This is a genomic window from Hymenobacter sp. PAMC 26628, assembly GCF_001562275.1.
In the GTDB taxonomy this organism is placed as follows: Bacteria; Bacteroidota; Bacteroidia; order Cytophagales; family Hymenobacteraceae; genus Hymenobacter.
Genome location: NZ_CP014304.1, coordinates 2,934,890 through 2,960,591 on the forward strand (window position 1 = coordinate 2,934,890; position 25,702 = coordinate 2,960,591).

Sequence of the window (25,702 nt, forward strand, 5' to 3'; positions counted from 1 at the left end):
TACAAAGAAAGGCCGCCCGTGCAATACGGGCGGCCTTTCCGGAAAATGCAACCCTGGGGCCCCTAGCCGCGGCGGTTCACCGCGTTCAGGTCCTCAAAGGCGTGCTTGAGGCGCGCCACGAAGGTTTTTTCGCCTTCGCGCAGCCACACGCGGGGGTCGTAATATTTTTTGTTGGGCGAGTCGGGGCCGTTGGGGTTGCCAATTTGGCCCTGCAAGTAGGCCTCGTTCTTCACGTAGTAGTCCTTTATGCCTTCCCACAGTGCCCACTGCAAGTCGGTGTCAATGTTCATCTTAATGGCGCCGTAGCTGATGGCCTCGCGGATTTCCGCCTGGCTTGAGCCCGAGCCGCCGTGGAACACGAAATCGATGGGCAGCGCCGCCTCGATCTTGTGCTTCTCGCGCAAAAACTCCTGCGAGTTGTGCAGGATTTTGGGCTCCAGCCGCACGTTGCCGGGCTTGTACACGCCGTGCACGTTGCCAAAGGCCGCCGCAATGGTGAAGCGCGGGCTGATTTTGCTCAGCTCCTCGTAGGCGTAGGCCACCTCCGAGGGCTGGGTGTAGAGCTTGCTTGAATCGACGTCGGAGTTGTCCACGCCGTCTTCCTCGCCGCCGGTCACGCCCAGCTCAATTTCCAGCGTCATGCCCATTTTGGCCATGCGGGCCAGGTACTTGGCGCAGATTTCGATGTTCTCCTCAATCGGCTCTTCCGACAAGTCGAGCATGTGCGAGCTGTACAGCGGCTGGCCGTGCTGGGCAAAGTGCTTCTCGCCGGCGTCGAGCAGGCCGTCGATCCAGGGCAGCAGCTTCTTGGCGGCGTGGTCGGTGTGGAGCACCACCGGCACGTCGTAGAGGGCGGCCATGGCGTGCACGTGCTGGGCCCCCGAAATGCCACCGGCAATGCTGGCCTGCTGCTTGTCGTTGGGCACCGCCTTGCCGGCGAAGAACTGGGCGCCACCGTTCGAGAACTGCACCATCACGGGCGAGTTCAGGTCGCGGGCCGCTTCTAGCACGCCGTTCACGGTGTCGGTGCCGGTCACGTTCACCGCGGGCAGGGCGTAGCCCTCGGCCTTGGCGCGTTGGAAAAGCTGTTGCACTTCGTCGCCGTGCAGCACGCCGGCGCGCAGGCGGCCAGTGGAAGGAGTTAACATGGGATTGGTATTGGACTGAATGAGGCGGCAATTTATGGCCCCCAGCGTTTTCGGGGCCCCGCCACGATTTTATTTTCTAACAAGCCGCTTGCCTGGGTCATGCCGCCACCCCCGGCCCGCACCGGCGCCATGGCTCCATTGGGCCCGCTAGTCAGGGCAATTCACCCAAAACATCGCCCCGCTTTAATGCTAGAAAATATCCGCCCAATACCCGTCAAGACAGTTGGGGCTCCGCGGCAAAGTCCACTAGCGGCCGGTTAGCTTCGCCCCCTCCACACCGCTCACCCGCGCCCATGTTCTCCCCTACCACCATGCGCTACTTGCTCACCAATTGCACCGTGTATACGGGCCACGCCGTGCTGCCCAACCACGCCGTGCTGGTAGATAATGAACTAATTGCCGACGTTTTGCCCGCCGCCGAGGCCCCCGCCGACGTACCCCGCCACGACCTGGGTGGCGCCAACCTTTGCCCGGGCTTCATCGATTTGCAACTGTATGGCGGGGGCAGCATCCTGTTTTCCGTCGAGCCCACCGCCGCGGCTTTGGCCGACCTGCGGGCCCACACGCTGCGCCACGGCACCACCAGCTTCCTGCCCACCATGCCCACCAACGCGCCCGAGTTGATGCAGGCGGCCATCGCGGCGGTGCGCGCGGCCCTGCCCACCACGCCCGGCCTGCTGGGCCTGCACCTGGAGGGCCCCTACCTCAACCCCTTCAAGAAAGGCGCGCACCGCGCCGAGTTTATCCAGCGGCCCGAGCCGGGGGCCCTGGCCGAGCTGCTGGCCGCCAGCACCGGCGTGCTCCGCATCATGACGCTGGCCCCGGAAATGGCCGCGCCCGCAACCGTGGCCCAGCTGCGCGCCGCCGGCGTGGTGTGCTCGGCGGGCCACTCCGACGCGACGTTTGCCCAAGGACAGGCGGCGTTTCGGGGCGGGTTTGCGGCGGCCACGCACTTATTCAACGCCATGTCGGGGCTGCTACACCGGGCCCCGGGGCTGGTGGGGGCCGTATTAGACGACGAGGCGGTAGCCGCCAGCGTGGTGGCCGACGGCGTGCACGTCGACTACGCCGCCCTCCGCATCGCCCACAAAATCATGGGCGAACGGCTATTCCTCATCACCGACGCCGTAAATGAATCGACCCACGGAGCCTACCAGTTTCACCGCCAGGGCGACCATTTTGTAGACGCCAACGGCACGCTCGCCGGCTCGGCCCTTACGCTGCTGGCGGCCGTGCGCAATTGCGTGCAGCACGTGGGCATCGCCCTGCCCGAGGCCCTGCGCATGGCCAGCCTCTACCCCGCCCGCGTGCTGGGCCTGGCCGGCCACCTGGGCCTCATCCAGCCCGGCTACCGGGCCGACCTGTGCGCGTTCGACCACGACTTCAACGCGCAAGCCACCGTGCTGCACGGCGAGCTGCACCGCTGGGCGTAGCGCGGACGCTGCAAGTTTGCACGGTTAAATGATAAACTGTAGCGCGGACTTTAGCTGCGCTGACCTTCGGTTGTAGTCCACGGCCCTTGCTTCGCCCGGCCGGTAATCGTTCAGCGGCCGTTCAACTACGCGGACGCGTAGCGTCCACGCTACATTCAATCCGCTGGCTAGGGTGGGGGCCCCCGCCGGCTGCCTTGGTGGCCATCAGCTTTAGCGCAAAGGCCAATTGCGGGTCGCGGTTGGCCAGGAAATCGGCGGGGGACTGCGCCACGGGGTAATTGGGCAGAACGCCCCGGCCGGGCGGCTGGCTGGCTTTGCGCGGCACATCCTGCTGCAAATCAACCCAGTAGAACCTAGTTTGAATGCCGGTGTTGGGCAGGGTGTAGGCCAGCTCACCGTGGCCGGTGTGGCCGTAGTAGCCACCCATGGTTTCCTCGCCGACAACCACGGCGGCGGTGTTGCCGCGCACCATGGCCGCGAACATGGAGCCGGCCGAGGCCAGGCGCGGGCTGATGAGCAGGTACAGGCGGCCCCGGAACCGGTTTTTCCGGGGTTGAAAAACCGGGTTGCTCGCAGCAGTTTGGTGCAGCTGGCCGGTGGGGCCCCGGGCGAAATCGGTGCGCAACTTCTCCGCTGTTTCCCGCACCGTGGCGGCGCGCTCGGCGGTGTCTTTTTCGAAGCTGAGGTACCGGCGGTACGGCACCCGCGGGAAGCTGACGGCGGCGCCCTTATTCTCCCGAAACGGAGCACGGGCCAGGTAGGAAAAGGCCAGCATGTCGTTGTTGTCGTCGCCGCCACCGTTGGCCCGCACGTCCACCAGCAGGTCGGTGATGGCCGGCGTCCGGCGCAATAGCCCAAAACACGAATCTAGGAACGCCTCGTACCGCTTGTGCCCCGCCGTGCCCTCTTCGCCAATGTCAAACGTGTTGATGGTCAGTACCGCCGCTGACCGGTTGGGTAGCAACCGGAACGTGTACTTGCGCGGGGCATCGGCAAAAAATGCGTTGTCGAACGGCTTGGAATGGCGGGCTTCGAAGGCCTGCTGGTAGGCGCGGTACGGCACGGCGGGCACGGTTTGCGTCAAGGCATCTGGGCTATTTGGCAGCGTGTAGCGCACCTTGAAAGCGGCTTGCGGGCCGTATTCGAGCCGGTAGTATTCGGGGAAATTCGCCGCCAAGCCCACGGTTTTGCCGGTGATGTTCAGCCCGTCGGTGGTGTAGTAGCGGCCCAGCTCGCGCACCAACTGCCGGGCCGGAATACCGTTGATGCTGGCAATGGCGGCCCCCAGCGGCAGGGGACCCCGGGCCGCGTTTAGCAGCAGCTGGCCCGCCACCAGCTTCACCGGGTACGGGAAAAACGCGGGGGCCGCGCGCAGCTCGTCGCGCACGGCATCGGGCAGGGAGGTGTCGTTGTGGAGGCTGCCCTCAAAATCCGTGACGCGCACCACTAGCCGGTACACGTCAACAACCGTCAGGCTGTCCGTGACTTGGGAGCAGGCGGCGGCAAAGGCGCTGTCCATCTGGGCCTTAGTGCGGTACTTGTAAATGCCGGCGTGGGCCGCCTCCTTGATGCGCTGGAACAAGGCCAAATCAGCCAAAACCTGCGCCTTGGGCACCACGCGGGCCAGGACCGGAGCTTCGGCCGCCGGCTGCGGCTGGCACGCGGCCAGCCAAACCAGGCCAACGCCCGCGCTCCAACGCCGTAATCGAAAAATTACCGCCACGAGATAAAACGCTGTTTGGACTAAAGTTTAGGGCCCCGGGGCCGTAGCGTGGACGCTGCGAGTCCGCGCGGTTGAACGGTCGCCCAACGATTATCGACAGGACTAAGCGAGAGCTGCGGACGACAAAGTCCGCGCTACATTCAGTCCGTAGGCTGGCTGAAGCGCGGGTCCTGGATGAACGTGGAATCGGTCAACGTTCGCAAAAACAGCACGATTTGCTTCTTCTCGGTATCCGTCAGGCCCAGGGGCTGGCCGATGCCGAGGGGGCTGTTGGTGCCGTTGAGGATGTTGGGGTCGAGGTTGGGGCTGCCGTACTCGATGTGCTCGTTGTAGTGGGCCAGCACGTCCTCCAGGGTGGTGAAGCGGCCGTCGTGCATGTAGGGCCCCGTGAGGGCGATGTTGCGCAGTGATGGGATGCGGAACTTGCCCTGGTCCGACGCCAGGCCCGTGGGCACGGCGCGGCCCAGGTCGGGGAAGGTGCGGTCGAGGCCGTTGTTGACGAAGAGGTGATTGGTTTGCAGGTCGCCGGCGTGGCAGTCGGCGCAGTTGCCGCCGCGGCCGATGGCCGTGCCCGTGGGGTGGGTGATGAACAGCTGCAAGCCGCGCACCTCGTCGGCCGAGAGCACGCTGCGGTCGCCGCGGCGGTAGCGGTCGTAGCGCGAGTTGCCCGACACCAGCGTGCGCACGAACTGGGACAGGGCCTTCAGCATATTGTCCTCCGTGAGGGCCCCCGCCCCGAAGGCTTTGGCAAACCGCGTCACGTAGGCCGGCTGGGCCTGGAGCTTGGCCACGCTGGCGGCCAGCGTCTGGTGCATCTCGATATCGTTAGTGAGCGGGGTGCGGGCCTGCGTCTCCAACCCCGCCGAAGTGCCGTCCCAGGTCAGCAGCGGGTCCCAGAGCAAGTTACTGAGGGCCATGGCGCTGCGCGGGTGCTTGGCCCCGTTCACGCCCACGGCGTGGGCCAGCCCATCGGTGAAGGCCAGCGACTGGCGGTGGCACGAGGCGCAGGAAATACTGTTGTCAACCGACAGCGTTTTTTCGTAGAACAAGTGCCGGCCCAGGTCCACGCCTTCCACCGTGAGGGGGTTGTCGGCGGGCAGCAGCGGGCTGCCGGGGAAGTTGCTGGGCAGCACCAGGGCGTAGGGCGTGGGCGCGGCGAGCGGGGGCGTCGGGGTGGGCGCGTCGCCGCTGCCGCCGTCGCGGCTGCACGCGGCCACCGCAATTACGCCCACCAGGCCGGCGGCCACCCACCCGCGCGTTCGGCGCAGCACTTGCGAAGAAAAATGCTTCATGGGTGTGGAAGTTTGAATTAATTAAAAATTAAAAATGGAGCATTAAAAATTAGGCTGAAAGTCATGTTAAGCACTCATTTTTAATTCTCCATTTTTAATTAATTTAATTGGCAGCCACGCGCTCTAGGGTGAACAGGCCGGCGGCGTAATTATCGGCCACGGCGGGCGCGCTGGCCCCGCCCATCACGTCGGAAGTTTTGCTGAAATCGATGTTCTTGCTGGGGGCCCCAGCGTTGTCGAACAGGGCCAGCACGTTCACCCGCAAATGCACGGCGGGCGCCTGGGTGGCCGTCACGACCAGTGGGGCCCCGGCGAAGGTAATGGTGCGCTGGGTGCCGTTGTCGCCGACGTGGAAGCGCAGGCCGCCCTCGGCCGCGGCCGCCGGGTGGGGGGCCTGGGGGGAAGTGCCCTCCATTTTCAGGAACACGTAGCCCGCGGTCCAGTCCCAGTACAGGTCGTTGTTGGGGTCGAGGGCCTCGGTTTGGGCCCCAGCGGTGTTGCGGGCTGCGTCTACGCCCACCACGAAGCGTAGGCCAGTGTAGTTGGCCAGCGGCACGCCCGGCACCACCAGGTGCAGGGTGGCGGTTTGGGCGGCGTCCACGAGGTAGTAGCTCTCGGGTGCGGCATACGCGGTGCCGTCGGCCCGCAGCAGCTGCACGTTCGAGAGCAGGTACTTAAACTTGGTAACCTTGAAGGTTTGGCCGTCCGATTTTGAGTAGCTCGTGCCATCGAAGGCCAGGGGCGCAGTGCCCACCACGTGCGTCAGGTCCAGCGCCACGCTGCCCGTGTCGGCCCCAGCGGCTTCGTCTTTTTTACAGCCACTAATGGCCAGCGGCAACAGCAGGGCCCAGAGGTAAAATCGGTTCATGGGTGCGGGCAGTGAATGAGTTAAAACGGCCTGAAATTAGGCATAACCAGTCGTTTGGCTCCAACTAACGCCGGGGCGGCAAAGTGCCCGGTGGGCCCGGCCCACCAACGCCGGCCGCGGCCGGATATTATCGGGCGGTCCCGGCCGGGGGCCCCAGTCACGGCGCTAGCCCGGCCCCCAGCGGCGGCCAAGCTAGCGCCGCGTGCGCAGCAGCAGCGCGAAGCCGTACAGCGTCACGCTCAGCACCCCCAGGGCCGAGAGCATGGCCACGAGGTCGCGCACGTTTTTGCCGGCCCAGTCCATCAGAAAAAACTTGTGGAGCACGGCGAACGACAGGCCCTCGCGCCGGTCGCCGTCGCGCACCAGGGCGGCGAGGCGGCCGGTGGCGGGCTCCACGTACAGGGCCGGGTGGCCAGGGCCGGCGAAGGCCAGCTTCACCACCGGCAGGCGCTTGTTCACGAAGCCGTACTCGCCGGCGAATTTGGTTACCAATTCAGGGCTGAGCAGGTTGGCCGGGGCCGGGGCGGGCCCCGCAGCAGGCGTGCCGACGGCGGCCGGGGTCTCGGCGGCGAGGGCGGGGGCCACGCAGCAGTCGGCCAGGGGGGCGCTGGCGGCGCTGGCGGCGCTGGCGGCCAGGGCGGCGGGATTGCTCAGCTTCTCCAGGAACTCCTGGCCCAGCTCGCGGGCGTAGCGAAACTCGCCATCGGGCAGGGGCTGGCCGTCGTAGGTGCTCCGGTACTCCACGGCGAGGGGCCCGGCGGGGGCCCGGCGCACGAGGCGGTAGCAGGGCCGGCCGCCCACGCGGGCCAGCGACACCTGCACCACCGGCGCGGCCCCGGCCGGGCCGGCCAGGGCCCCGGCCAGCGGCCAGGTCAGCTCCGCCGCCGCGAAGGAGTTGACGCGGGCCACGTCGTCGCGCTGGTCGGGCGTGAATTTTTGCCACAGGTGGTACGAGGCGCTGAGGGCGAAGGTGAACGAGACGAACGCCACCCACAGGCCCACCGTGCGGTGCCGCCGGCGCAGCCAGCCAGTGGCGTCCTGGGCCGAGCGGGGCTGCCGCAATTTCTTCCGCACGAAGCCGTAGATAACCAGCCCGCTCAGCGCCGACAGCCAGATAACGGTGGTGAACACCAGCATGATACCCAGGTGCAGCGGCCGGGGCAGCGCATCGAGGAAATCCCAGTTGTGCAGCATCCCAAATACCCACAGGAAGGTGGCCCGGGCGTGGTTGTTGAACGTGCCCATCCGGCTCTGCCCGGTTTCGACGAATACAGCCATGCCGTCGGGCCGGGCGAAGGTAATTTTCCAGACCGGCAGCAGGCGGTTGATGAACTTGTAGTCGCCGGTGTAGTGGGTCAGGCGCTCGGCGCGGGCCACGGCGCTGGTCGAGTCGGCCAGCAGGTAGCGGGCCACGTCCTCGGCGTAAGCCAAGTCGCCGCCGGGCAGCTCCTGGCCGGTGGCGGCGGCGAAGTAGCGGGGCCGCCCGAGGCCATCGGTGAGCTGGTAATACGGCCGGTGGCGGTACTGCACCACGCGCAGATTGCGCACAGCGGCCAAGTGGTATTGGGCCAGCACCTGCGCCACGGGTACCGCCAACGCAGCGGTGGGCAGCGGCGGCGCGGGCACGGTTTCGTGGGCAATGGTGGGCCGCAACCAGTTGGACATCAGCGGGTGCGAAAGCCCACTGAGCGTCCACATGATAACGGGTACCACGGTGACCAGGCCCAGCACCCGGTGCCAGCGGTACACGTTGCGGCCCACGAAGCGCCGCACCGGCGAGGCGGCCCGCGCCGGGGTGGCCGCGGGGGCCCCGGGGGAAGTGAGGTTGGATTGCATATGAGTCTGAAATTGAGACATTATAACCGGTCAGCACGACGGCCTTTTTGGTTTTTTTATGTGCTGGCCTTTCGCCTTAGCCCCTCGACCGCCTACTCCCGGGCCTTCGCGGCAAAGGTGTAGCCCGCGCCCAGCGTGACGGTGCGCGGCGCGGCGGCCGAGTAGGTGGTGCCGTACTGGGTGGTGGTGGCGTTCACCGCGTACAGCTGATTGCTGAGGTTCACCACGTTGGCCCATACTTCGAGGCCGCGCAGGGCCGTTTGCGGCAGGCGGTAGCCCAGGCGCAGGTTGAACAGGTCGTAGCCCGCGTAGGCTTTCGTGTTGGCGGTGTTGGTGAAGTAGGAGCCGATGTGCTGCCACTCCAGGCCCAGGCGGGCCCCGGGCACGAAGCGCGGCTTGTAGAACACCTCGCCGTTCGCAATCCAGTCGGGGGCATTGCTCATGCGGTTGCCCGAGTAGTCTTTATCCCTACCCTGGGCAAACTCGCTGTACGCCAGAAACGTGTGCCGGGCGTTGGTGCCGCTGAGGCGGAAATTCACTTCCGATACCGGCGCGTACGTCAGCGCGTACTCCACGCCGCGGTGGCGGGTCGCGCCCGCGTTCACGTACTGGGTGTTGTTGGTGTTGTCGTTCAGGCCCACGCTGATTATCTCATTGCGGCCGTCCATCTGGTACAGGCTCAGGTCGAGGTACACCTTGCGGTCGAGCAGGGCCACCCAGCCCCCGGCCTCGTAGTTGTTGAAGTTGGCCTGCGTCAGCTCGGCCTTTTGCCGCGAGCTGTAGAGGCTGCCGGTTTCGGGCGGCTCGAAGCCGGTGCTGAAGTTGGCGTACAGGCCCCGGTTGGGGCCCAGCGCGTAGGTCAGCCCCAGCTTGGGGGCCACCAGGTTGTACACGTTGTCCTGGGCGGCCTTTTTGGTGGTCTGGCTGCCGCTCAGGTCGTTAGTGAACTTGTACTGCACCCGGTCGTAGCGCAGGCCCCCCACAATGCGCAGCGCCTCGGTGGCCGGCACTTCGTACTGGGCGTAGGCGGCCTCGTTGTAGAGGTCAATCCGGTAGTTGTCGAGGTAGCGGCCGGTGTCGGTGAAGCCGGTGTAGAAGTTGTTGGTTTGGTCCTTCTGAATGTCGAGGTAGCGGGCGAAGTACGTGCTCGGGCTGTAGTCGAAGTACCCGCCCACGATGAGGCGCGCGTGCAGAAAGTCCAGGTCGGCGCGGTGCTGGGCCAGGGCCCCGTAGCTGCGGAACGACTGGTTGTTCACCTGCCCGTTCGAGCTTTGGTACGCGCCAGTGGCCTTGTCGTACACGTCGCCGATGTAGTAGCTCGGCAGCTGGCCGGTCGAGTTGGAGCGGTAAAAGCCCGTGAAGGCCGTTTGCTGGGCCGCGCTCCAGTCGTGCTCCAGGCGCAGGCTGCTGCGCACGGCCGTCACCACGCGGTTGGTGAAGCGGTTGTTGCTCTGGTAGCGGCGGCTGTAGAAGTGGGCGCTGTCGAGGCTGCCGGGCGTTTGGGTGCTGAGGTAGTTGTAGGTGCCCGCGCCGATGAGGCGCGTTTTGGCCGTCAACGCGTAGTCGGCCCGCGCCGTCCACGACTCCTTGCTGAAGTCGGTATAATCCTGCCAGCCGCCGCGCTGCCGGGCCGCGTAGCCGCCCACAAACACGCCCAGCTTGCCCACCGTGCCGCTGGCGCTGGCATCGAGCCGGCGGTAGCCGAAGCCGTCGCCCTGCACCGACACGCCCGCCGTGGGCAAGGGTGTGGGCTGCCGCGTCAGGAAATTAACGGCCCCGCCGATGGCGTTGGAGCCATAGAGCGACGAAGCCGGGCCCTTCACCACTTCGATGCTGCGCACCCCGTTCTGGTTGATTTCGTAGAGCGCGTTGTGGTTGAAGATGCCGATGGGCCGGATGGGCAGGCCGTCCTCCAGGTAGAGGTACACGGCGTTGGTGGTAATGGGCTGGCGGATGGCCATCATGTGCTGCTCGCTGCCCAAATCGACCATGTACACGCCCGCCACTTTGTTGAGCAGCTGGTAGGGCGCGGTGGCCTTGGTGTCGGCCATGAGCTGCGGCGACACCGTGCTGATGGCCACCGGGGCCTCGGTGCGCTTTTCCTGCTCGCGGCTGGCCGATACCACCACGCCTTGCAGGGTCACGGGGGCCGCTTCGAGGCGTACGGTCAGGGCCCGGCCGTCGGCGGGCACGCGCAGGTTCTGGGCGTTGTAGCCAATGAACGAGACGGTTACCTCGCGCGTGGCGGGTGCATTGGGCAGGGCAAAGTGCCCGGCGGCGTCGGTGGTGGTGCCCAGGCCGGTGCCCGGCACCCCGACGCTGACGCCCGGCAGCGGCTGCTGCGTCTGGGCGTCGAGAATAGTGCCGCGCAGCGCGTTCGGCTGCTGGGCGTAGGCGTTAACCAGGCTGGCCAAGCTCAGGCCAGCCGCCATAAAAATAGATTTCATCCCTTGTCAGTCAAGCTAAAAACAAACCCAAAGGGGGCAAGGCGGGGGCCCCAGGAATGCGCATGCACTTCCCGGGCCCTCCGGCCGGCAACTCCCCACACGGTGGTTATTTTTAGCCTAACGGCGGGTGAAAAACCGTGCCCAGCGGCGCGGCGTAGCGCCCGGCCACCAGGGCCGCGTAGCGCATGGTAGCCGGGGCCCCCGGTTGGGCGGGCCGGGCCTCCCAACTGCCGAGGGCCACGGGCAGCATCTCCAGCCGCTCTTTCAGGGGGCTGGGGGCGTTGCTCTCCCGCTCCTGCTGCTTTTTGAGCTGCTTAGCGAAGTAGCACTTGCCGTCGCAGTGCAGCTGGGGCCGGGCCTTGTTCACGCAGAAGCGCGCCGTGATGGTGGCCTGGTTCAGCGCGAAGTCCACCACCAGCAGCTCCCGGCTGAAGGTTTGCAGCAGCACCAGGGCCACGAGCAAATAGGCGAAACAGGACTTCATGCGGCGAGGAGCGGGCGGGACCTGCGGCAAAGATAGGGCGGCCCCGGCCAAAGCCGGGCGGCCCTTACCCGGGCCCACCGCCCCGGCCAATGCCGATTAAAAGATGTTGCTAAAAGTCCCGCCGCAGACAAAATAAAATCGACCCTTGCGCAATGAATGCCGGATGAAGCAGGTCACTTCTTCTTCATCGGTGGCGTTTTTCCTCCGCGGCCCGGGGCCTAAACTCGTCCCGGGCGCGCAACTTCCTCCAATGACGGCCGTCGTTGGGCGCAACCTTTTGCCGCAAGGTGCGGTTGAAATGCGCTGGTGGCGGGGACGTTTTTTATGACGAGGCATTTAGAAGCTGTTTGATGTTAATAAAGCGGTCATGCTCATCTGGCGTCCGCGCAGCCGAAGCATCTTAATTACTTCAAACAGCTTCTTAATCTTGATATTATGTGGATAGTCAGGCTGGCGCTGGCGCGCCCTTACACGTTCGTGGTCATGGCGCTGCTGATTCTGATAATGGGGGTGCTGACCATCCAGCGCATGGCGGTGGACATCTTCCCCGACATCCCGATTCCGGTGGTGGGCATCGTCTGGACGTACTCGGGCATCGCCCCGGAGGAGATGAACCAGCGCATCGTGACGCCCGTAGAGCGCTCCATCACCACCACCGTCAGCGACGTGGAGCACCAGGAGAGCCAGAGCCTCAAGGGCATCGGGCTGATAAAGGTGTTTTTCCAGCCCGGCACCAGCCCCGACGCCGGCGTGGCCCAGATTACGGCCGTCTGCCAGACCATCCTGCGGGTGCTGCCGCCGGGCATCACGCCGCCGCTCATCATCCGCTACTCGGCTTCCAACGTGCCGATTGCCCAAACCTCGCTCAGCTCGGAAACCCTCGGCGAGTCGGACCTCTTCGACGCGGCCAATGCCTTCATCCGGCCGGGGCTGGCGGTGGTGCAGGGGGCCTCGGTGCTGCTGCCCAACGGGGGCAAGCCCAAGCAGATAATGGTGGACCTCGACCCGCAGAAGCTGGCCGGCAAGGGCCTCAGCGCCGACGACGTGGTGGCCACCCTCACCGCCCAGAACCTCATCATTCCGGCCGGCACGGCCAAAATCGGTCCCCGCGAGTACGACGTGAAGATGAACTCCAGCCCGGAGGCGGTGGCCACGCTCAACGACCTGCCCATCAAAACGATCAACGGCGTGACGATTTACGTGCGCGACGTGGCCTTCGTGCACCAGGGCTCGGCGGTGCAGGCCAACATCGTGCGCCAGAACGGCCGCCGCACGGCCATCATCCCCATCCTCAAGAGCGGGGCGGCCTCCACGCTGGCCGTCATCGACAAAATCAAGCAGGTGCTGCCCAACATCCAGGCCAACGCCCCGGCCGGCCTCAACATCAAGCTGCTGTTCGACCAGTCTTTTTTCGTGCGGGCCAGCATCAAGGGCGTACTGATTGAGGCCAGCATCGCGGCGGGCCTCACGGCCCTCATGATTCTGTTGTTCCTGGGCTCGTGGCGCTCCACGCTCATCATCGCCACCAGCATCCCGCTCTCCATCCTGGTCAGCATCGTGGTGATGAACATCCTGGGCCAGACGCTCAACATCATGACGCTCGGCGGCCTCTCGCTGGCCGTGGGCATCCTGGTGGACGACGCCACGGTGGAAATTGAGAACATCCACCGCAACATGGGCCAGAAAAAGCCCCTCAAGCGCAGCATCCTGGACGGGGCCCAGCAGATTGCCACGCCCGCGCTGGTGGCCACGCTCTCGATTTGCATCGTGTTCGTGCCGGTGTTTTTCCTGGGCGGGGTGGCCTCGGCCATCTTCGCGCCGCTGGCCACGGCCGTGATTTTTGCCATGCTGGCCTCGTACCTGCTCAGCCGGACACTGGTGCCGACGATGGTGATGTACCTGCTGCGCAAGGAGCTGCCCATCTATCACGCCCAGGAGGAGGAGCAGGTGCCGAGCGCCGCCTTCCGCAACGGCCGCGCCGTGAGCCAAGCCGAGCGCGACCTCGCCCGCCTGCGCCGCGAGCAGTTCGAGCGGGCGCACCCCAGCGGCACCCCCGAAGAAGAAGCCGAGCCGGGCATCACCGACGGCGAGCGCCGGGCCGGCGAGGCCATCACCAAAACCTGGGTGTGGCGCCTGCACACCGGCTTCGAGCACGGCTTTGAAAAGTTCCGCCACGGCTACCGGGGGGCCCTGGACTGGGCCCTGGACCACCGCCCGCTGGTGATTGCGGCCTTCGCGGTGCTGTTTGTGGGCTCGCTGGGGCTGTTTCCGCTGATTGGCCAGAACTTCTTCCCGACCGTGGACGCCGGCCAGCTGCGCCTGCACATCCGGGTGCCCTCCGGCACCCGCATCGAGGACACGGAAAGCCGCTTCCGGCAGGTGGAAACCGTCATCCGGCAAGTCATTCCGGCGAAGGAGCTGGACCTGGTGCTCGACAACATCGGCCTGCCCGAGGTGGCCATCAACCTGATCCTGAGCGACAACCCCACCATTGGGGCCAGCGACGGCGAGATTCTGGTGAGCATGAAGGCCGAGCACGGCCCCACGGGCCGGTACATCGAGGAAATCCGCCGGCAGATTCACCGGCAGTACCCCGACCTGACCATCTTCTTCCAGCCGGCCGACATCGTGAACCAGACCCTGAACTTTGGCCTGCCGGCTCCCATCGACATCCAAGTGACGGGCCGCAACGTGGCGGCCAACCAGAAAATTGCCGCCGCGCTGAAGCGCAAAATCTCGGGCGTGCCGGGCGTGGTCGACGCCTTTGTGTACCAGGTGTTCGACCTGCCCCGCCTGCAGCTCAACGTGGACCGGCTGCGGGCCCAGCAGGCGGGCCTCACCCAGCGCGACATTGCCAACAACGTGCTCGTGAACCTGAGCAGCAGCACCCAGACCAGCCCCAACCGCTGGCTGAACCCGCAGAACGGCGTGGACTACCCCGTGGCCGTGCAAACGCCGCCCAGCAGCTTGGCCAACCTCAACCAGATTGGGGCCATCACCGTCACCGGCCCCGGCCAGCTCAGCCCCCAGCTGCTCACCAACTTCACCCAGGTGAACCGCACCCTGACGACGGCCGTGGCCTCGGACTACAACATCCAGCGCACCGTGGACGTCTACGCCAGCGTGAGCGGGCGCGACCTGGGCGGCGTGAGCACGGACCTGCGCCGCCTCATCGCCGACGCCGAGAAGCACCTGCCCAAGGGCACCACCATCGTCATGCGCGGGCAAGTGGAGTCGATGCGCACTTCGTTCATTGGCCTGGGGCTGGGCCTGGCCGGGGCTATCGTGCTGGTGTACCTGCTGATGGCCGTGAACTTCCAGAGCTGGCTCGACCCGCTGATCATCATCACGGCCCTGCCCGGGGCCCTGGCGGGCATCCTGTGGATGCTGTTCGTGACCCAGACCACGCTGAGCGTGCCGGCCCTGATGGGCGCGATTATGTGCATCGGGGTGGCCACGGCCAACTCCATCCTGCTGGTGACGTTCGCCAACGAGCGCCGCGGGGAAGAGCCCGACCTCAGCCCCCGCGACGCGGCCCTGGACGCCGGCTTCACCCGCCTGCGCCCGGTGCTAATGACGGCCCTGGCCATGATCATCGGCCTGCTGCCCATGTCGCTGGGCCTCGGCGAGGGCGGCGAGCAAAACGCCCCGCTCGGCCGCGCCGTGATTGGCGGCCTGCTGCTGGCCACCGGCACCACCCTGTTTTTCGTGCCCATCATGTTTTCTTATTTGAAGAAGAAGGAAGAGCCGGCACCGGCGGCCCGGCCGGAGCCGGAAACTACGCCGGAGCCCCAGCTGGCGTAGGCGTTTCGGCCTTTGTCGTTGCCCTTGTCCGTTATCCCCCTTTGTAAATGTCAACCGATTCCACTGCCCCCGCCGCTTCCGGCACCGGCCGCTTCTGGCTGGTCATCCTCGTGCTGCTCGCCGTGTTCGGGGCCCTGTTTGCCATAGGCCTGCTGCCCCGGCTCCAGCACAACCAGGCCCTCGACGCGGAAGAGCAGGCAACGGCCCGCGCCAAGCCCGTGGTGACGGTGCTGCCCGCCAAGCCGGCCCCCGCCGTGACGACCGTCACGCTGCCCGCCGACGTGCGCTCGAACCACGAAACCTACGTGTTTGCCCGCGTGAACGGCTTCGTGCAGAGCTGGACCGGCGACATCGGCCAGCATGTGCGCCGGGGCCAGGTGCTGGCCACCATCACCACGCCCGAGCTGGACCAGCAGTTGGCGCAGGCGCAGGCCAGCCTGGCGCTGGCCCGCAGCTCGTTCAACCGCCTCGAAAGCGTGACGCTGCCCGGGGCCGTGTCGCGGCAGGAAGTGGACGCCGGCCGGGCCCAGTTTGCCGTGCAGCAGGCCGCCGTGCGGCAGTTGCAGGCCCAGCGCAGCTTCCGGCGGGTGCTCGCGCCCTTCACCGGCACCGTGACGCAGCGCACCGTGGACGTGGGCAACCTCGTGACCGGCGGCAACGCCACCGGCACGCAGCTCTTCAAGGTGGAGCAGACCGACACGCTGCGGGCCTTCGTGGACATCCCCCAGAACTTCGTGACCGGCATCAAGCGCGGGCTGAAGGCCGACGTGCTCGTGCCCGAGTTTCCGACCCAGCCCTTCGAAGGCCGGGTGGCCCGCGACGCCGAAGCCCTGGACCCCCAGACCCGCACGCTGCGCACCGAAGTGCTGGTGGTGAACCGGGGGCCCCGGCGGCTGCGGCCCGGCATCTACGGCCAGGTGCGCTTTTACCTGCCCCAGACCACGCCCAGCATCATTATTTCGGCCAACGCCCTGGTGCCGGGCATCGACTCGAAGGTGGCAATGGTGCGCGACGGCAAGATTCACTTTCAGAACCTGGTGCTGGGCCGCGACTTTGGCACGAACCTCGAGGTGACCCAGGGCCTGAAGGGCGGCGAGCTGCTGGTCCTCAACCCCACCGAAAACCTCACCGAAGGCCTGGCCGTGAGCGCCAGGGCCGCCCCTAAAACGCCCGCCCCCGCCGGGCCCCCGCCGGCCAAGCCCCGCCCCAACGACCCCGACGCACCCCGGGTGTCGTCGCCGATTGCGAAGTAGCCTTTCGTCGGTGCTCGGTGCTCGGTTGTTGGCAGTCAATGCTCCCAAGCACTGGCCGATGAAGCTGTTTAGAAGTTCGTCAAAATTTTTCAGAACGTCATGCCGAGCTTGTCGGAGCCGCTCTCCCGCCGACTGGCCCAATCGTTCAGCGAGGCGGGAGAGTGGCGCCGACAAGCTCGGCATGGCCGCCTGGCGAATTCCTAAACTGCCTCAATAGCAACCGAACACCAAATCTTCCTTCCCGAATGCGTATCTCTCTTGCCTTCCTGAGCTTGCTGCTAAGTGGCTGCGCCGCGAGCCACTACCGGTACGAGCCGCCCGCCGTGGCCGTGCCCGCGGCGTTCAAGAACGCGGAGCCCGTCGATTTGCGGGGGCGGGCCCGGGCCGAGGTGCCCGCGCCGCTGCGGGCCGATGCCGGGCGCGAACTGCCGCAAGTGCCGCGCCTGCCCGCGTGGTGGGCGGTGTTCAACGACAGTTCGCTCACCCGGCTCGAAGGCCAGGTGTCGGCCCTGAACTTCGCCACGCGGGCGGCCGTGGCCCGCATCGACCAGGCGCGGGCGCAACTGCGCGTGGCCAACGCCCAGCGGGTGCCGGTGGTGGCGCTGGCCCCCTCGCTCTACACCACCCAGCTCTCGGCGCTGCGGCCGGTGCAGTCGAGCGTGATTCCGGCCGTGGCGGTGCAGCAAAACCAGTTTTACGTGCCCCTGAACGTCAGCTACGAAGTCGATTTGTGGGGCCGCCTGAAGCGCGGGGCCCAGGCGGCCCTGGCCACCGAGCAGGCCAGCGAGGCCGACGAGCAAACGGTGCGGCTGAGTACGTCGGCCGACGCGGCGACCTACTACTTCAACATCCGCGGCCTCGATGCCGAGCTGCTGGTGCTCGACAGCGCCCGCCAGGCCTACCGCTACAACGTGCAGTTGACCAACGCCCGCTTTCGGGCCGGGGTGGACAACGAAATCGGGGTGCGCTACGCCCAGGCCCAGTTGGCCACCGTGGAGGGCAGCGCCGTGGAGCTGCGCCGGCAGCGGGCCGGGCTGGTGGCCTTGCTGGCCACCCTCACCGGGCGGCCGGCCAGCAGCTTCGCGCTGCTCTCGCTGACCCCCGACTCGGTGAGCTACCGCGGCCTGCCGCCGCGGCGCGGCAGCCGGCCGGGGGCGGCCCAGTCGGGCCTGCCGCCGCTGCTGGTGCCGCTGCCCAGCATTCCGGCCACGCTGCCGGCCAGCCTGCTGCTGCGCCGGCCCGACGTGCGCTACCAGGAGCGCCTGCTGGCCGCCGCCGGCCTGCGGGCCGACCAGGCCCGCCTCAACCGCCTGCCCACGCTGCTGCTCAACGGCTTCATTGGCCCGCAAAGCGCCCGCCTCGCCGAGCTGCCCAAGGTGGGCAACGGCCTGACGTACTACGTGGGCGGGGGCTTCAACGTCCCGCTCTTCGACGGCGGCCGCCTGCGCGGGGCCGAGCAACTGGCTCGCGCCCAAGGCCGCGAGCTGGCCGCGGCGTACCAGGGCACCGCGCTCACCGCCTACGAGGAGGTCGAAACCGCCCTGGCCAACGTGCGGGCCGGCCAGGCGCAGCTGGCGGCCCAGCAGCGGGCCCTGGCGGCCGCCCGCCTGGCCGGCAGCCTCACGTTGGAGCGCTACCTCAGCGGCCTCAGCGACTACTTCGCCGTGGTGGTGGCCGACAACCAAACGCTCACCACCGCCCGCCTCGTGGCGCAAACCCAAACCACCCAGCTCCAGGCCGCCGTGGCCCTGGTGCGGGCCCTGGGCGGCAGTTGGCAGTAGCCCCGGGCCAAACGGCGGAGCCCCAGCCGCGGCTGCCGGCCACGTCATTATTGTGGCGGGGTCGTGGTGATGTACGCCACCGAAACGCCCGGCGGGCGAGCGGCGTGCCGGCCATTATGCTGTTAATTTTGCTGTTGGCACTTATCGTCCTGCGCTGGCCAACCCCATTGGTGGCCTGAACCTCCGCCGCCGGGCGCCGGTTATAGGGCTTAATTTCGCGCTTTCTCGCTGGGCCCCAGGCCCAGTGCTTTTCAGTCTATGCAATTACTTTTTAGTTACCTCCGGCGCTATTGGGGCCTGTTGGCCCTGGCCTTGGTGCTGGCCGCCGTCAACCAGGTTTTCTCGCTGCTCGACCCTTACATTTTTCGTAAGCTAGTGGACCAGTTTACGGCGCGCTACCCCGACATGAGCGGGATGCGCAGCGTGCCGTTTGCGCCGTTTTTCCGAGAAGCTATTCCGCTGCTGGCCATGATGTTGGGCGTGGCAATGGTGTCGCGCATTGCCAAGAATTTTCAGGATTACTACGTCAACGTTATCACGCAGCGGCTGGGGGCGACCATGTATTCCGACGGCCTGCGGCACTCGCTCGATCTGCCCTACCAGGTGTTTGAGGACCAGCGTTCGGGCGAGACGCTGGGCAAGCTCCAGAAGGTGCGCCTCGACGTGGAGAAGCTGATCCAAAGCTTTGTCAACGTGCTATTTACGGCGCTCGTGGGCATCATTTTCGTGATGTGGTACGCCATTAGCGTGTACTGGCCCATTGCGCTGGGCTACTTCCTCACCATTCCGCTGCTGGGTATTCTGAGCTTTGCCCTCAGCAAGCGCATCAAGGTCATCCAGAAGACCATTGTGGCCGAAACCACTTCGCTGGCTGGCGCCACCACCGAGAGCCTGCGCAACATTGAGCTGATAAAAAGCTTGGGGCTGGCCCAGCAGGAAACCGACCGCCTCAACGGCATCACCGGCAAAATTCTGAAGCTGGAGCTGCGCAAGGTGCGCTACCTGCGTTCGCTGAGCTTCGTGCAGGGCACGTTCGTGAATTTGCTGCGTAACGTTATCATCCTATTGCTCTTGTACTTGCGGGTGCAGAACCACATCAGCCTGGGCGAGTTCTTCTCGTTCTTTATCTACTCGTTCTCCATCTTCGGGCCGTTGCAGGAATTTGGCACCATCATCGGCAATTACCGCGAATCGGAGGCTTCGTTAGCTAATTTCCAGAAGATCCTCGACACGCCGCGCGACGTGAAGCCAGAGCACCCGGTCGAAATCAACAAGATTGAAACGCTGGCTTTTGAAGACGTGCGCTTCAAGCACTTGAGCGCCGACGTGCCGGCCTTGGATGGCATTTCCTTCGGCGCCAAGCTGGGCGAAACCGTTGCCTTCGTGGGGCCCTCGGGCTCGGGCAAAACCACGCTCGTGAAGCTGCTGGTGGGGCTGTACCCGCCGCTGGCCGGCCGCATCCTCTACAACGGCGTGCCCAGCGACCGGGTGGACCTGGACGCGCTGCGCGAGCAAATCGGCTTCGTGACGCAAGACACGCAGCTCTTCGCCGGCACCATCCGCGAGAACCTGCGCTTCGTGGCCCCCCACGCCACCGACGACGAATGCCTGCGGGCCCTGCACGAAGCGGCCGCCGACACGCTGCTGGCCCGGGCCCCCCAGGGCCTCGACACGGTGCTCGGCGAGGGCGGCGTGAAGGTGTCGGGTGGCGAAAAGCAGCGCCTGAGCATTGCCAGGGCCCTGCTGCGCCGCCCCACCCTGCTCGTGTTCGACGAGGCCACCTCGGCCCTCGACTCGCTCACGGAGGAAGAAATCGGGCGCACGGTGCGCGAGCTATCGGGCTCACGCCAGCACATCACCATCCTCATCGCCCACCGCCTCAGCACCATTTTGCACGCCGACCGCATCTTCGTGCTCGAGCGCGGCCAAGTGGCCGAAGCTGGCCGCCACGACGAGCTACTGGCCAGCAAAGGCCTGTACTACGCCATGTGGCGCCAGCAAATCGGCGAACGGGCCCCCGTGCTGGCCAAGGCCTAGGCGCGGAGCCAGCTGGGCCCCTGGCCGTGCTTGGTGGTGCCGGCTGGCCCCGCACATAAATTAAAAAGCCATAAAATAGACGGTCATGCTGAGCGCAGCCGAAGCACCTCTACCGCGTAACTAATCAATTTTAGTGCTGCGGTAGAGATGCTTCGGCTGCGCTCAGCATGACCGCCAAATCCACTTTTTCTTGTATTTGTAAAACGTTAGGTACACCGACCAGTTCGCAGCTAGCGCGGGTGCCAGCTCAGCGTCAGGCCCGTGGCCCCGCCGTAGTAGAGCGGCGTCACCTGCCACGCGGAGGTCCGGTCCAGCGGCTTGCGGCCCCAGCGGTTGCGGTGCGTGAGGTAGGCCACGTGTGCCGATAGAATACCGAAACCCGCCCCGGCTATTACGTCGCTCTGCCAGTGCTTGGTATTGACCATCCGCAGCACCCCGACGCCCGTGGCCACCGCGTAGGCGCCAACGCCGTACCACTGGCTTTTGTCCCGAAACTCGGTGTGCACGATGCTGGCCGCCAAAAACGCCTGCGCCGTGTGCCCCGACGGAAACGAGAGGTTGTCGGAGCCATCGGGCCGTTCTTCGTGGCTCAAAGTCTTGACAATGTACACGCTGGAGAGCATGATCAATTCGCTTTTGAGAACGACCAACCCCAGGTTTACCCGGTCGTTGCGCGACTCGACCCCGGCGAGCACTACGGCCCCCACTTCCAAGTAGGGCACAAATTGCAGGTAGTTGTCGAGGTGCGTGCGGTAGGTGGGAAAGAGGCGGTGGATGTCGCGGTTCGCGTCCTGGTTGGTATAAAAACCGCCTCCGTTGAAAGTGTACGCTCCGTAGCCGATGAGCACCGCTGGCACAATGGCTGCCCGAAAGCCCTTGCTCTTAAAAAACGGTCTTTTAGCCGCCGTGGGGGCCCCAACCGTGTTTTCGTATTTGTGGGTCGTGTCGGCCGCCGGGGCGGGCGCCTGTGCAGGCACCTGGGCCAGCGCTGGGGTGGCCAAGCCAACAATCAGCAGCCAGATTTTCAGCCGGTAAAGTAAAGAATACCGCATACAAAAGGGATCGAAGCAAACGTGAACTCCTGGCCCGTGGCCCGGCCAGGAGGCAGAACAGTGGCAAATATAGGGGCTGATTCTGGCGAGAATCTGCGTATCGGCAGCCGCCGGAGAAGTGACAAAAGTTGATGCTATACGTATTTTTCAAGTATTTAATCCATTTTTTTGCCCTGGCGCGGCACCTCCAGATTAGCGCCAGAATCAGCCAGTAGGTTTGAGCAGAAATCAATTCATCCCTAATCCCCGAATCTATGAAAATCTTGCTTTTATCCGCCGCCGCGCTGCTGCTTACCGGCGCGGCCCAGGCCCAGGCAGTGCCGGCGGCCCAAGTGCCCGCCGCCGCCAAAGCCACGTTCAAAGCCAAGTTTCCGACGGTACAACGCAATACCTGGGAAAAGGAAGGCAATGCTTTTGAGGCAGGCTTTACGCTGAACAACAAGACGATGTCGGCTGTTATCGCGCCGGGTGGGGCGTTGCAGGAAACCGAAACGGACATGAGCATCGGCGAATTGCCGGCCGCTGTGCGCGCCACGCTGGCCCGCGACTACAAAGCGTACAAAGTCACTGAGGCGGCTGCCATCGTCCGGGCCGACGGCACAATGGTGTACGAAGCAGAAGTGGCGAAAGGGGGCAAAAAGCACGATGTGCTCTTCACGGCCAACGGCCGGGTAGCCCCCAAATAGCGCCTGCTAATTTTGTTGTAATAAAGAACTTGCGCCTCTCGGCCACGCGGCCGAGGGGCATTTTTTTACCGTTCTGGCCAACGGGGCTTGGTCACTTAAGAAGAATGAGAACGTTGAAATTGCGGCTGCTGGTACTGCTGGGGATTGTGTGGGGCACGGCGGGCACGGCCTGGGCCCAGGGAGGCGTGGTGCGCGGCACGTTGCAGGAAGTGGGCACCAACAAGCCCGTGTCGTTTGCCAGCGTGGTGTTGCTGCACAGCCCCGACTCGACTTTTGTGGCCGGGGCCCAGGCCGACGACGCGGGTGTGTTTGAGCTGGGCAAGCTGCCGCTGGGGCCCTACATACTGCGGGCTACGGCCGTGGGCTACCGCACCGGGCGGCGGGCCATCAGCCTCACGGCCAGCAGCCCGGCCTTGGTAATGGGCACGCTGCACCTGCGCCCGGCCGCTACCCAGCTCACGGACGTGGTGGTTACGGCCGAGCGCCCCGTGCTAAGCGGCGGGCTCGACAAAAAAGTGGTGGACGTGACCAAAGACCTGACCGTGACCGGGGGCACGGCCATCGACGTGCTGCAAAACGTGCCCTCCGTGACCGTGGACCAGACCGGGGCGGTGAGCATCCGGGGCTCGGGCGGGGTCACGATTTTCATCGACGGCAAGCCCACCGGCACCACCCTGGACCAGATTCCGGCCAGCAGCATCCAGAGCGTGGAGGTCATCACCAACCCCTCGGCGCGCTACGACGCCAGCGGGGCGGGCGGCATCCTGAACATCATCCTCAAAAAGGAGCGCCGCGACGGCCTGAACGGCCAGGTGAGCGCCACCGGTGGCACCGGCGACAAGGCCAACGCCTCCCTGGGCCTCAACTACCGCAGGGGCAAGCTCAACGTATTTGGGCAGTACGACTACCGCCGCGACCGCCGCCGCACCAACGGCACCCTCGACCAAACCACGGCGGGCGGCACCGGCACGTTGCTCTTGCACCAAGACCGCCAGGGCGTCACGCTGCAAACCTCACACGCCGCCCGCCTGGGCTTCGACTACGACTTCACGCCCGAGCAGTCCATCACGCTGGCCGTGCAGCCGCGCTTCAACCCCACTTCGGCCGACGAAACGCTGGACTCGCGGCAGGTGAACCAGACGGCGGGCGACCAGCCCGTGCTGGCGGGCACCAACCGCCGGAACAACGCCACCACCGGCACCTTCCGCGCGGCCGACGTGACGCTCGACTACCGCCACACCTGGGCCCAACACCCGGGCCGCGAGCTGACGGCCAGCGCGGTATACACGCCCCTGCTGGGGGATAATAGCGTCGCCTCTGGCATCGTGTACCTCGACAACAGCCAAGTGGCCCAGCAGCAGCGCACCACCAACCACACCGCCCAGGGCACGGCCCAGGTTGATTACGTGCACCCGCTGGGCGAGAAAAGCCGCTTCGAGCTGGGGGCCCGCAGCAGCCTGCGGCAGTACGATTTGCGCTACACGTTTGCCAGTACGCCGGCGTTGAATTTCGACCCGTCGAACCAGTTTATTTACCAGCAGTACGTGCAGGCGGCGTACGGCATCTACGCCGGGGCCCTCCAGAAACTTAGCTACCAAGTGGGTTTGCGGGCCGAGCAAACCAACCTGAACGGCACCCAGCTGGCGGGCAGCAACCCCCCGTTTAGCCAGCGCTACCTCAGCCTGTTTCCGAGCGCGGCGCTGACCTACGAGCTACCCCACGACCAGCAGGTGCGCCTGGGCTACACCAAGCGCATCGGCCGGCCCGATGCGGGCGAGCTGAACCCCTTCACCGACCGCTCCGACCCGCTGAACCTGCAGACTGGTAACCCGCAGCTGCTGCCCGAATACGTGCACTCGGTGGAGCTGGGCTACGAGCGCACCTTCGCCGGGGGGCGCAGCCTGAGCAGCACGGCCTTCTACCGCCTCGAAACCAACACGGCCCAGGGCTTCCGCCAGGTGATAACGGACCCGCTGACGGGCAACGTCGTCACGAGCACCACCCGCCTGAACCTGGGGAAGGAAACCTCCTACGGGCTAGAGGTAGTGGCCGCAAGCCCGCTCACGGCCTTCTGGAAAATGAACGTGACGGCTTCCACGTTTCGCCGCCTCATCCGGGGCGGCGTGGCCAGTACGCCCATCAACACGGCCAGCCAAGTGTACACGGCCCGCCTGAACAACACCTTCGCGCTCAGCAAAAAACTCGACGCCCAGCTGGCGCTCAACTACCGCTCGCCCATCAATTCGGCCCAGGGCACGCGCAGCGCCAACTTCAACGTCGACGTGGCGGCCAAGTATGCCGTGCTCGGCGACCGGGGCACCGTCACGCTGCGCGTGGCCGATGTATTCAACACGCTGCACTTCGACTACACCGCCTACGGGGCCGACTTCTCCACCGCCAGCCACTTCAAGCGCGAGTCGCGCATCGCCTTCCTGGGCTTTGCCTACCGCTTCGGGCAAAACCAAACCGCCCGCCAGAAGAAGGCTGCGGCCGAGGACAACGGCGGCGGCTTCGAGTAAGAGTTATCGCAATGATTATCAACAATATATTAAGCCGTTGAGCACTAGATTTGAGTTATAATAAAAAGGCATTTGGACCAATTAAAACGGTCCTGTTCATCTGGCGTCCGCGCAGCCGAAGCATCCCTACTGAGTAAGTAAATAATTACTTGCGCGGTAGGGATGCTTCGGCTGCGCGGACGCCAGATGAACAGCTGATATTACGCGGTGAATTGGGCTAATTGCTGGTACATGGCTTTGAGTCCGGTCAAATATAGTTGTGCTTTCAAGCGAAAATGCCCAATGCCGCACTTGAGTTTGAGCGCTTCTAACTTGGTGTAAGCCAGAATAGCGGCAAAAAAATGATTGGCTTGGGTGTCGGGCGTTTTGGTGGGCGACTTGCCCATCGACGCATTCTGTTTGAGGGATTTGTGGTATTCTTCGACTTTCCACCGTCTCTGGTAAATCGCCGCCAACTGGGCTTGGTTCAGGGTCGTGTCGCTGCTGACCAGGTAGAGCACGCCCTGCGAACCGTCTTTGTTTGTAAAGACTTGCCTGGTCACGAGCACCGCCGGTTGGACGGACCGCAAAAAGACGCGCAGGGGCTGCTCCTCGGGAAAAACAAGGGTATCGACGGCCTGAAACCGGCCTTGCGCCCGCGCGGCCTCGCTCAAGGCCACCGTGCGCGAGGATTCGAGCGCCACGACGAAGTGGTGGCCCAGGGCCCGCACGGCATTCAGGTTTTCGGCCGAGGCGTACCAACTGTCGGCCAGCAGGTACCGATAGGCCACTTGCTGCTGGGCCACGCGCAGCATGGCCCGCAGGTGCTCGTTCTTGGTGTACTTGCTTTTGGCTTTGGTTTGCTGGGTTTTGGCGTCCCAGACGGCCTCGGTTTTTTCGATGAGTTCCACGGCGATGGGCACGGCCAACGCGCCGGCCTGGTAGAGCAGGCTCACGAAGTTAAGCCCCTTGACAAAGCGGCCCTGGCCGTGGTCCCAGTGCGTACAAATCAGGGCGCTGGGGTCGGTGTGCGCCTTCTCCAGGACAGAATCGTCGACGATAAGCACCGCAAACTCGTCGGCCGGCCGCTGCTGCTCGGCCCGGCGAATCAGCGGCTTGGCTTGCCGCCAGACCTGCTCGGAATCCAGGTACGAGCCACTGAGCCAGCGCGTCACCTGGTCGTGGCTCACCGCCCCGCCCAGCAACCGCGACAAACCCGTGGCCGAGGTTTGACCCGTCGAGCTAATCAGATAATCCGTGTATAAGTCCAGCGTGCAGGTCATGGCGGCAAGCAGTGAAAGGGGCAAACCTTAATTTAGCGCGTAACATCAGTGAACAGGACGGGAAATTAATTAATGGG

The 25,702-nt window shown here is 65.3% G+C and carries 16 protein-coding genes; 7 read left to right on the top strand and 9 right to left on the bottom strand.

Annotated features, from left to right (window positions below; genetic code table 11):
- Positions 1 to 62: 62 nt before the first annotated feature.
- Positions 63 to 1,148: a class II fructose-bisphosphate aldolase gene (fbaA, locus tag AXW84_RS12925; RefSeq protein WP_068233799.1), complete on the bottom strand. Its 1,086-nt coding sequence runs from the start codon at positions 1,146 to 1,148 to the stop codon at positions 63 to 65.
- 293 nt (positions 1,149 to 1,441) lie between these two features.
- On the opposite strand from fbaA, the gene nagA reads away from it, so the two are divergent.
- Positions 1,442 to 2,581, top strand: coding sequence for an N-acetylglucosamine-6-phosphate deacetylase (gene nagA, locus AXW84_RS12930; RefSeq protein WP_068233800.1), 1,140 nt, complete (start codon positions 1,442 to 1,444; stop codon positions 2,579 to 2,581).
- Positions 2,582 to 2,702: 121 nt separating this feature from the next.
- Here the strand turns inward: nagA and AXW84_RS12935 are convergent, their stop codons facing one another.
- The 6 genes from AXW84_RS12935 to AXW84_RS12960 form a co-directional block, all read right to left on the bottom strand.
- Positions 2,703 to 4,304, bottom strand: a complete 1,602-nt coding sequence (locus tag AXW84_RS12935) for a S41 family peptidase (RefSeq protein ID WP_068233803.1) — start codon at positions 4,302 to 4,304, stop codon at positions 2,703 to 2,705.
- A 140-nt stretch (positions 4,305 to 4,444) separates the two neighbouring features.
- Complete coding sequence (locus AXW84_RS12940) at positions 4,445 to 5,596, bottom strand: cytochrome-c peroxidase (RefSeq protein ID WP_068233805.1); 1,152 nt, start codon at positions 5,594 to 5,596, stop codon at positions 4,445 to 4,447.
- A gap of 103 nt (positions 5,597 to 5,699) precedes the next feature.
- A complete protein-coding gene (locus AXW84_RS12945; protein WP_068233808.1) occupies positions 5,700 to 6,464 on the bottom strand; it encodes an MbnP family protein in 765 nt (254 codons plus the stop codon).
- A gap of 192 nt (positions 6,465 to 6,656) precedes the next feature.
- Positions 6,657 to 8,300 (bottom strand): PepSY domain-containing protein, encoded by a 1,644-nt coding sequence (locus AXW84_RS12950; protein ID WP_068233813.1) that lies wholly within the window; start codon positions 8,298 to 8,300, stop codon positions 6,657 to 6,659.
- Positions 8,301 to 8,392: 92 nt separating this feature from the next.
- Positions 8,393 to 10,747 (bottom strand): TonB-dependent receptor, encoded by a 2,355-nt coding sequence (locus AXW84_RS12955; protein ID WP_068233822.1) that lies wholly within the window; start codon positions 10,745 to 10,747, stop codon positions 8,393 to 8,395.
- A gap of 112 nt (positions 10,748 to 10,859) precedes the next feature.
- A complete protein-coding gene (locus tag AXW84_RS12960) occupies positions 10,860 to 11,231 on the bottom strand; it encodes a hypothetical protein (RefSeq protein ID WP_068233826.1) in 372 nt (123 codons plus the stop codon).
- Between the two features lie 435 nt (positions 11,232 to 11,666).
- Here AXW84_RS12960 and AXW84_RS12965 point away from each other — a divergent pair, with 435 nt between their 5' ends.
- The 4 genes from AXW84_RS12965 to AXW84_RS12980 all read left to right on the top strand — a co-directional run bounded on the left by AXW84_RS12965 (position 11,667) and on the right by AXW84_RS12980 (position 20,106).
- A complete protein-coding gene (locus tag AXW84_RS12965; protein WP_068233829.1) occupies positions 11,667 to 15,035 on the top strand; it encodes an efflux RND transporter permease subunit in 3,369 nt (1,122 codons plus the stop codon).
- Positions 15,036 to 15,082: 47 nt separating this feature from the next.
- Positions 15,083 to 16,288 carry an efflux RND transporter periplasmic adaptor subunit gene (locus AXW84_RS12970; RefSeq protein WP_068233832.1) on the top strand — a complete coding sequence of 402 codons (1,206 nt, stop codon included), beginning with the start codon at positions 15,083 to 15,085 and terminating at the stop codon, positions 16,286 to 16,288.
- 245 nt (positions 16,289 to 16,533) lie between these two features.
- On the top strand, positions 16,534 to 18,069 hold the full coding sequence (locus tag AXW84_RS12975) for a TolC family protein (RefSeq protein ID WP_082773874.1): 1,536 nt from the start codon (positions 16,534 to 16,536) through the stop codon (positions 18,067 to 18,069).
- A gap of 258 nt (positions 18,070 to 18,327) precedes the next feature.
- A complete protein-coding gene (locus AXW84_RS12980) occupies positions 18,328 to 20,106 on the top strand; it encodes an ABC transporter ATP-binding protein (RefSeq protein ID WP_068233838.1) in 1,779 nt (592 codons plus the stop codon).
- A gap of 230 nt (positions 20,107 to 20,336) precedes the next feature.
- On the opposite strand, the gene AXW84_RS12985 is transcribed toward AXW84_RS12980, so the two are convergent.
- Entirely contained in the window at positions 20,337 to 21,158 is an 822-nt protein-coding gene (locus AXW84_RS12985; protein ID WP_068233841.1) for a phosphatase PAP2 family protein, read from the bottom strand.
- Between the two features lie 254 nt (positions 21,159 to 21,412).
- Here AXW84_RS12985 and AXW84_RS12990 point away from each other — a divergent pair, with 254 nt between their 5' ends.
- Together AXW84_RS12990 and AXW84_RS12995 are read left to right on the top strand one after the other, a co-directional pair.
- Positions 21,413 to 21,844 (top strand): hypothetical protein, encoded by a 432-nt coding sequence (locus tag AXW84_RS12990; RefSeq protein WP_068233844.1) that lies wholly within the window; start codon positions 21,413 to 21,415, stop codon positions 21,842 to 21,844.
- 104 nt (positions 21,845 to 21,948) lie between these two features.
- A complete protein-coding gene (locus AXW84_RS12995) occupies positions 21,949 to 24,363 on the top strand; it encodes a TonB-dependent receptor domain-containing protein (protein ID WP_082773875.1) in 2,415 nt (804 codons plus the stop codon).
- A 200-nt stretch (positions 24,364 to 24,563) separates the two neighbouring features.
- On the opposite strand, the gene AXW84_RS13000 is transcribed toward AXW84_RS12995, so the two are convergent.
- A complete protein-coding gene (locus AXW84_RS13000; protein WP_068227993.1) occupies positions 24,564 to 25,625 on the bottom strand; it encodes an IS701 family transposase in 1,062 nt (353 codons plus the stop codon).
- Positions 25,626 to 25,702: the final 77 nt, after the last annotated feature.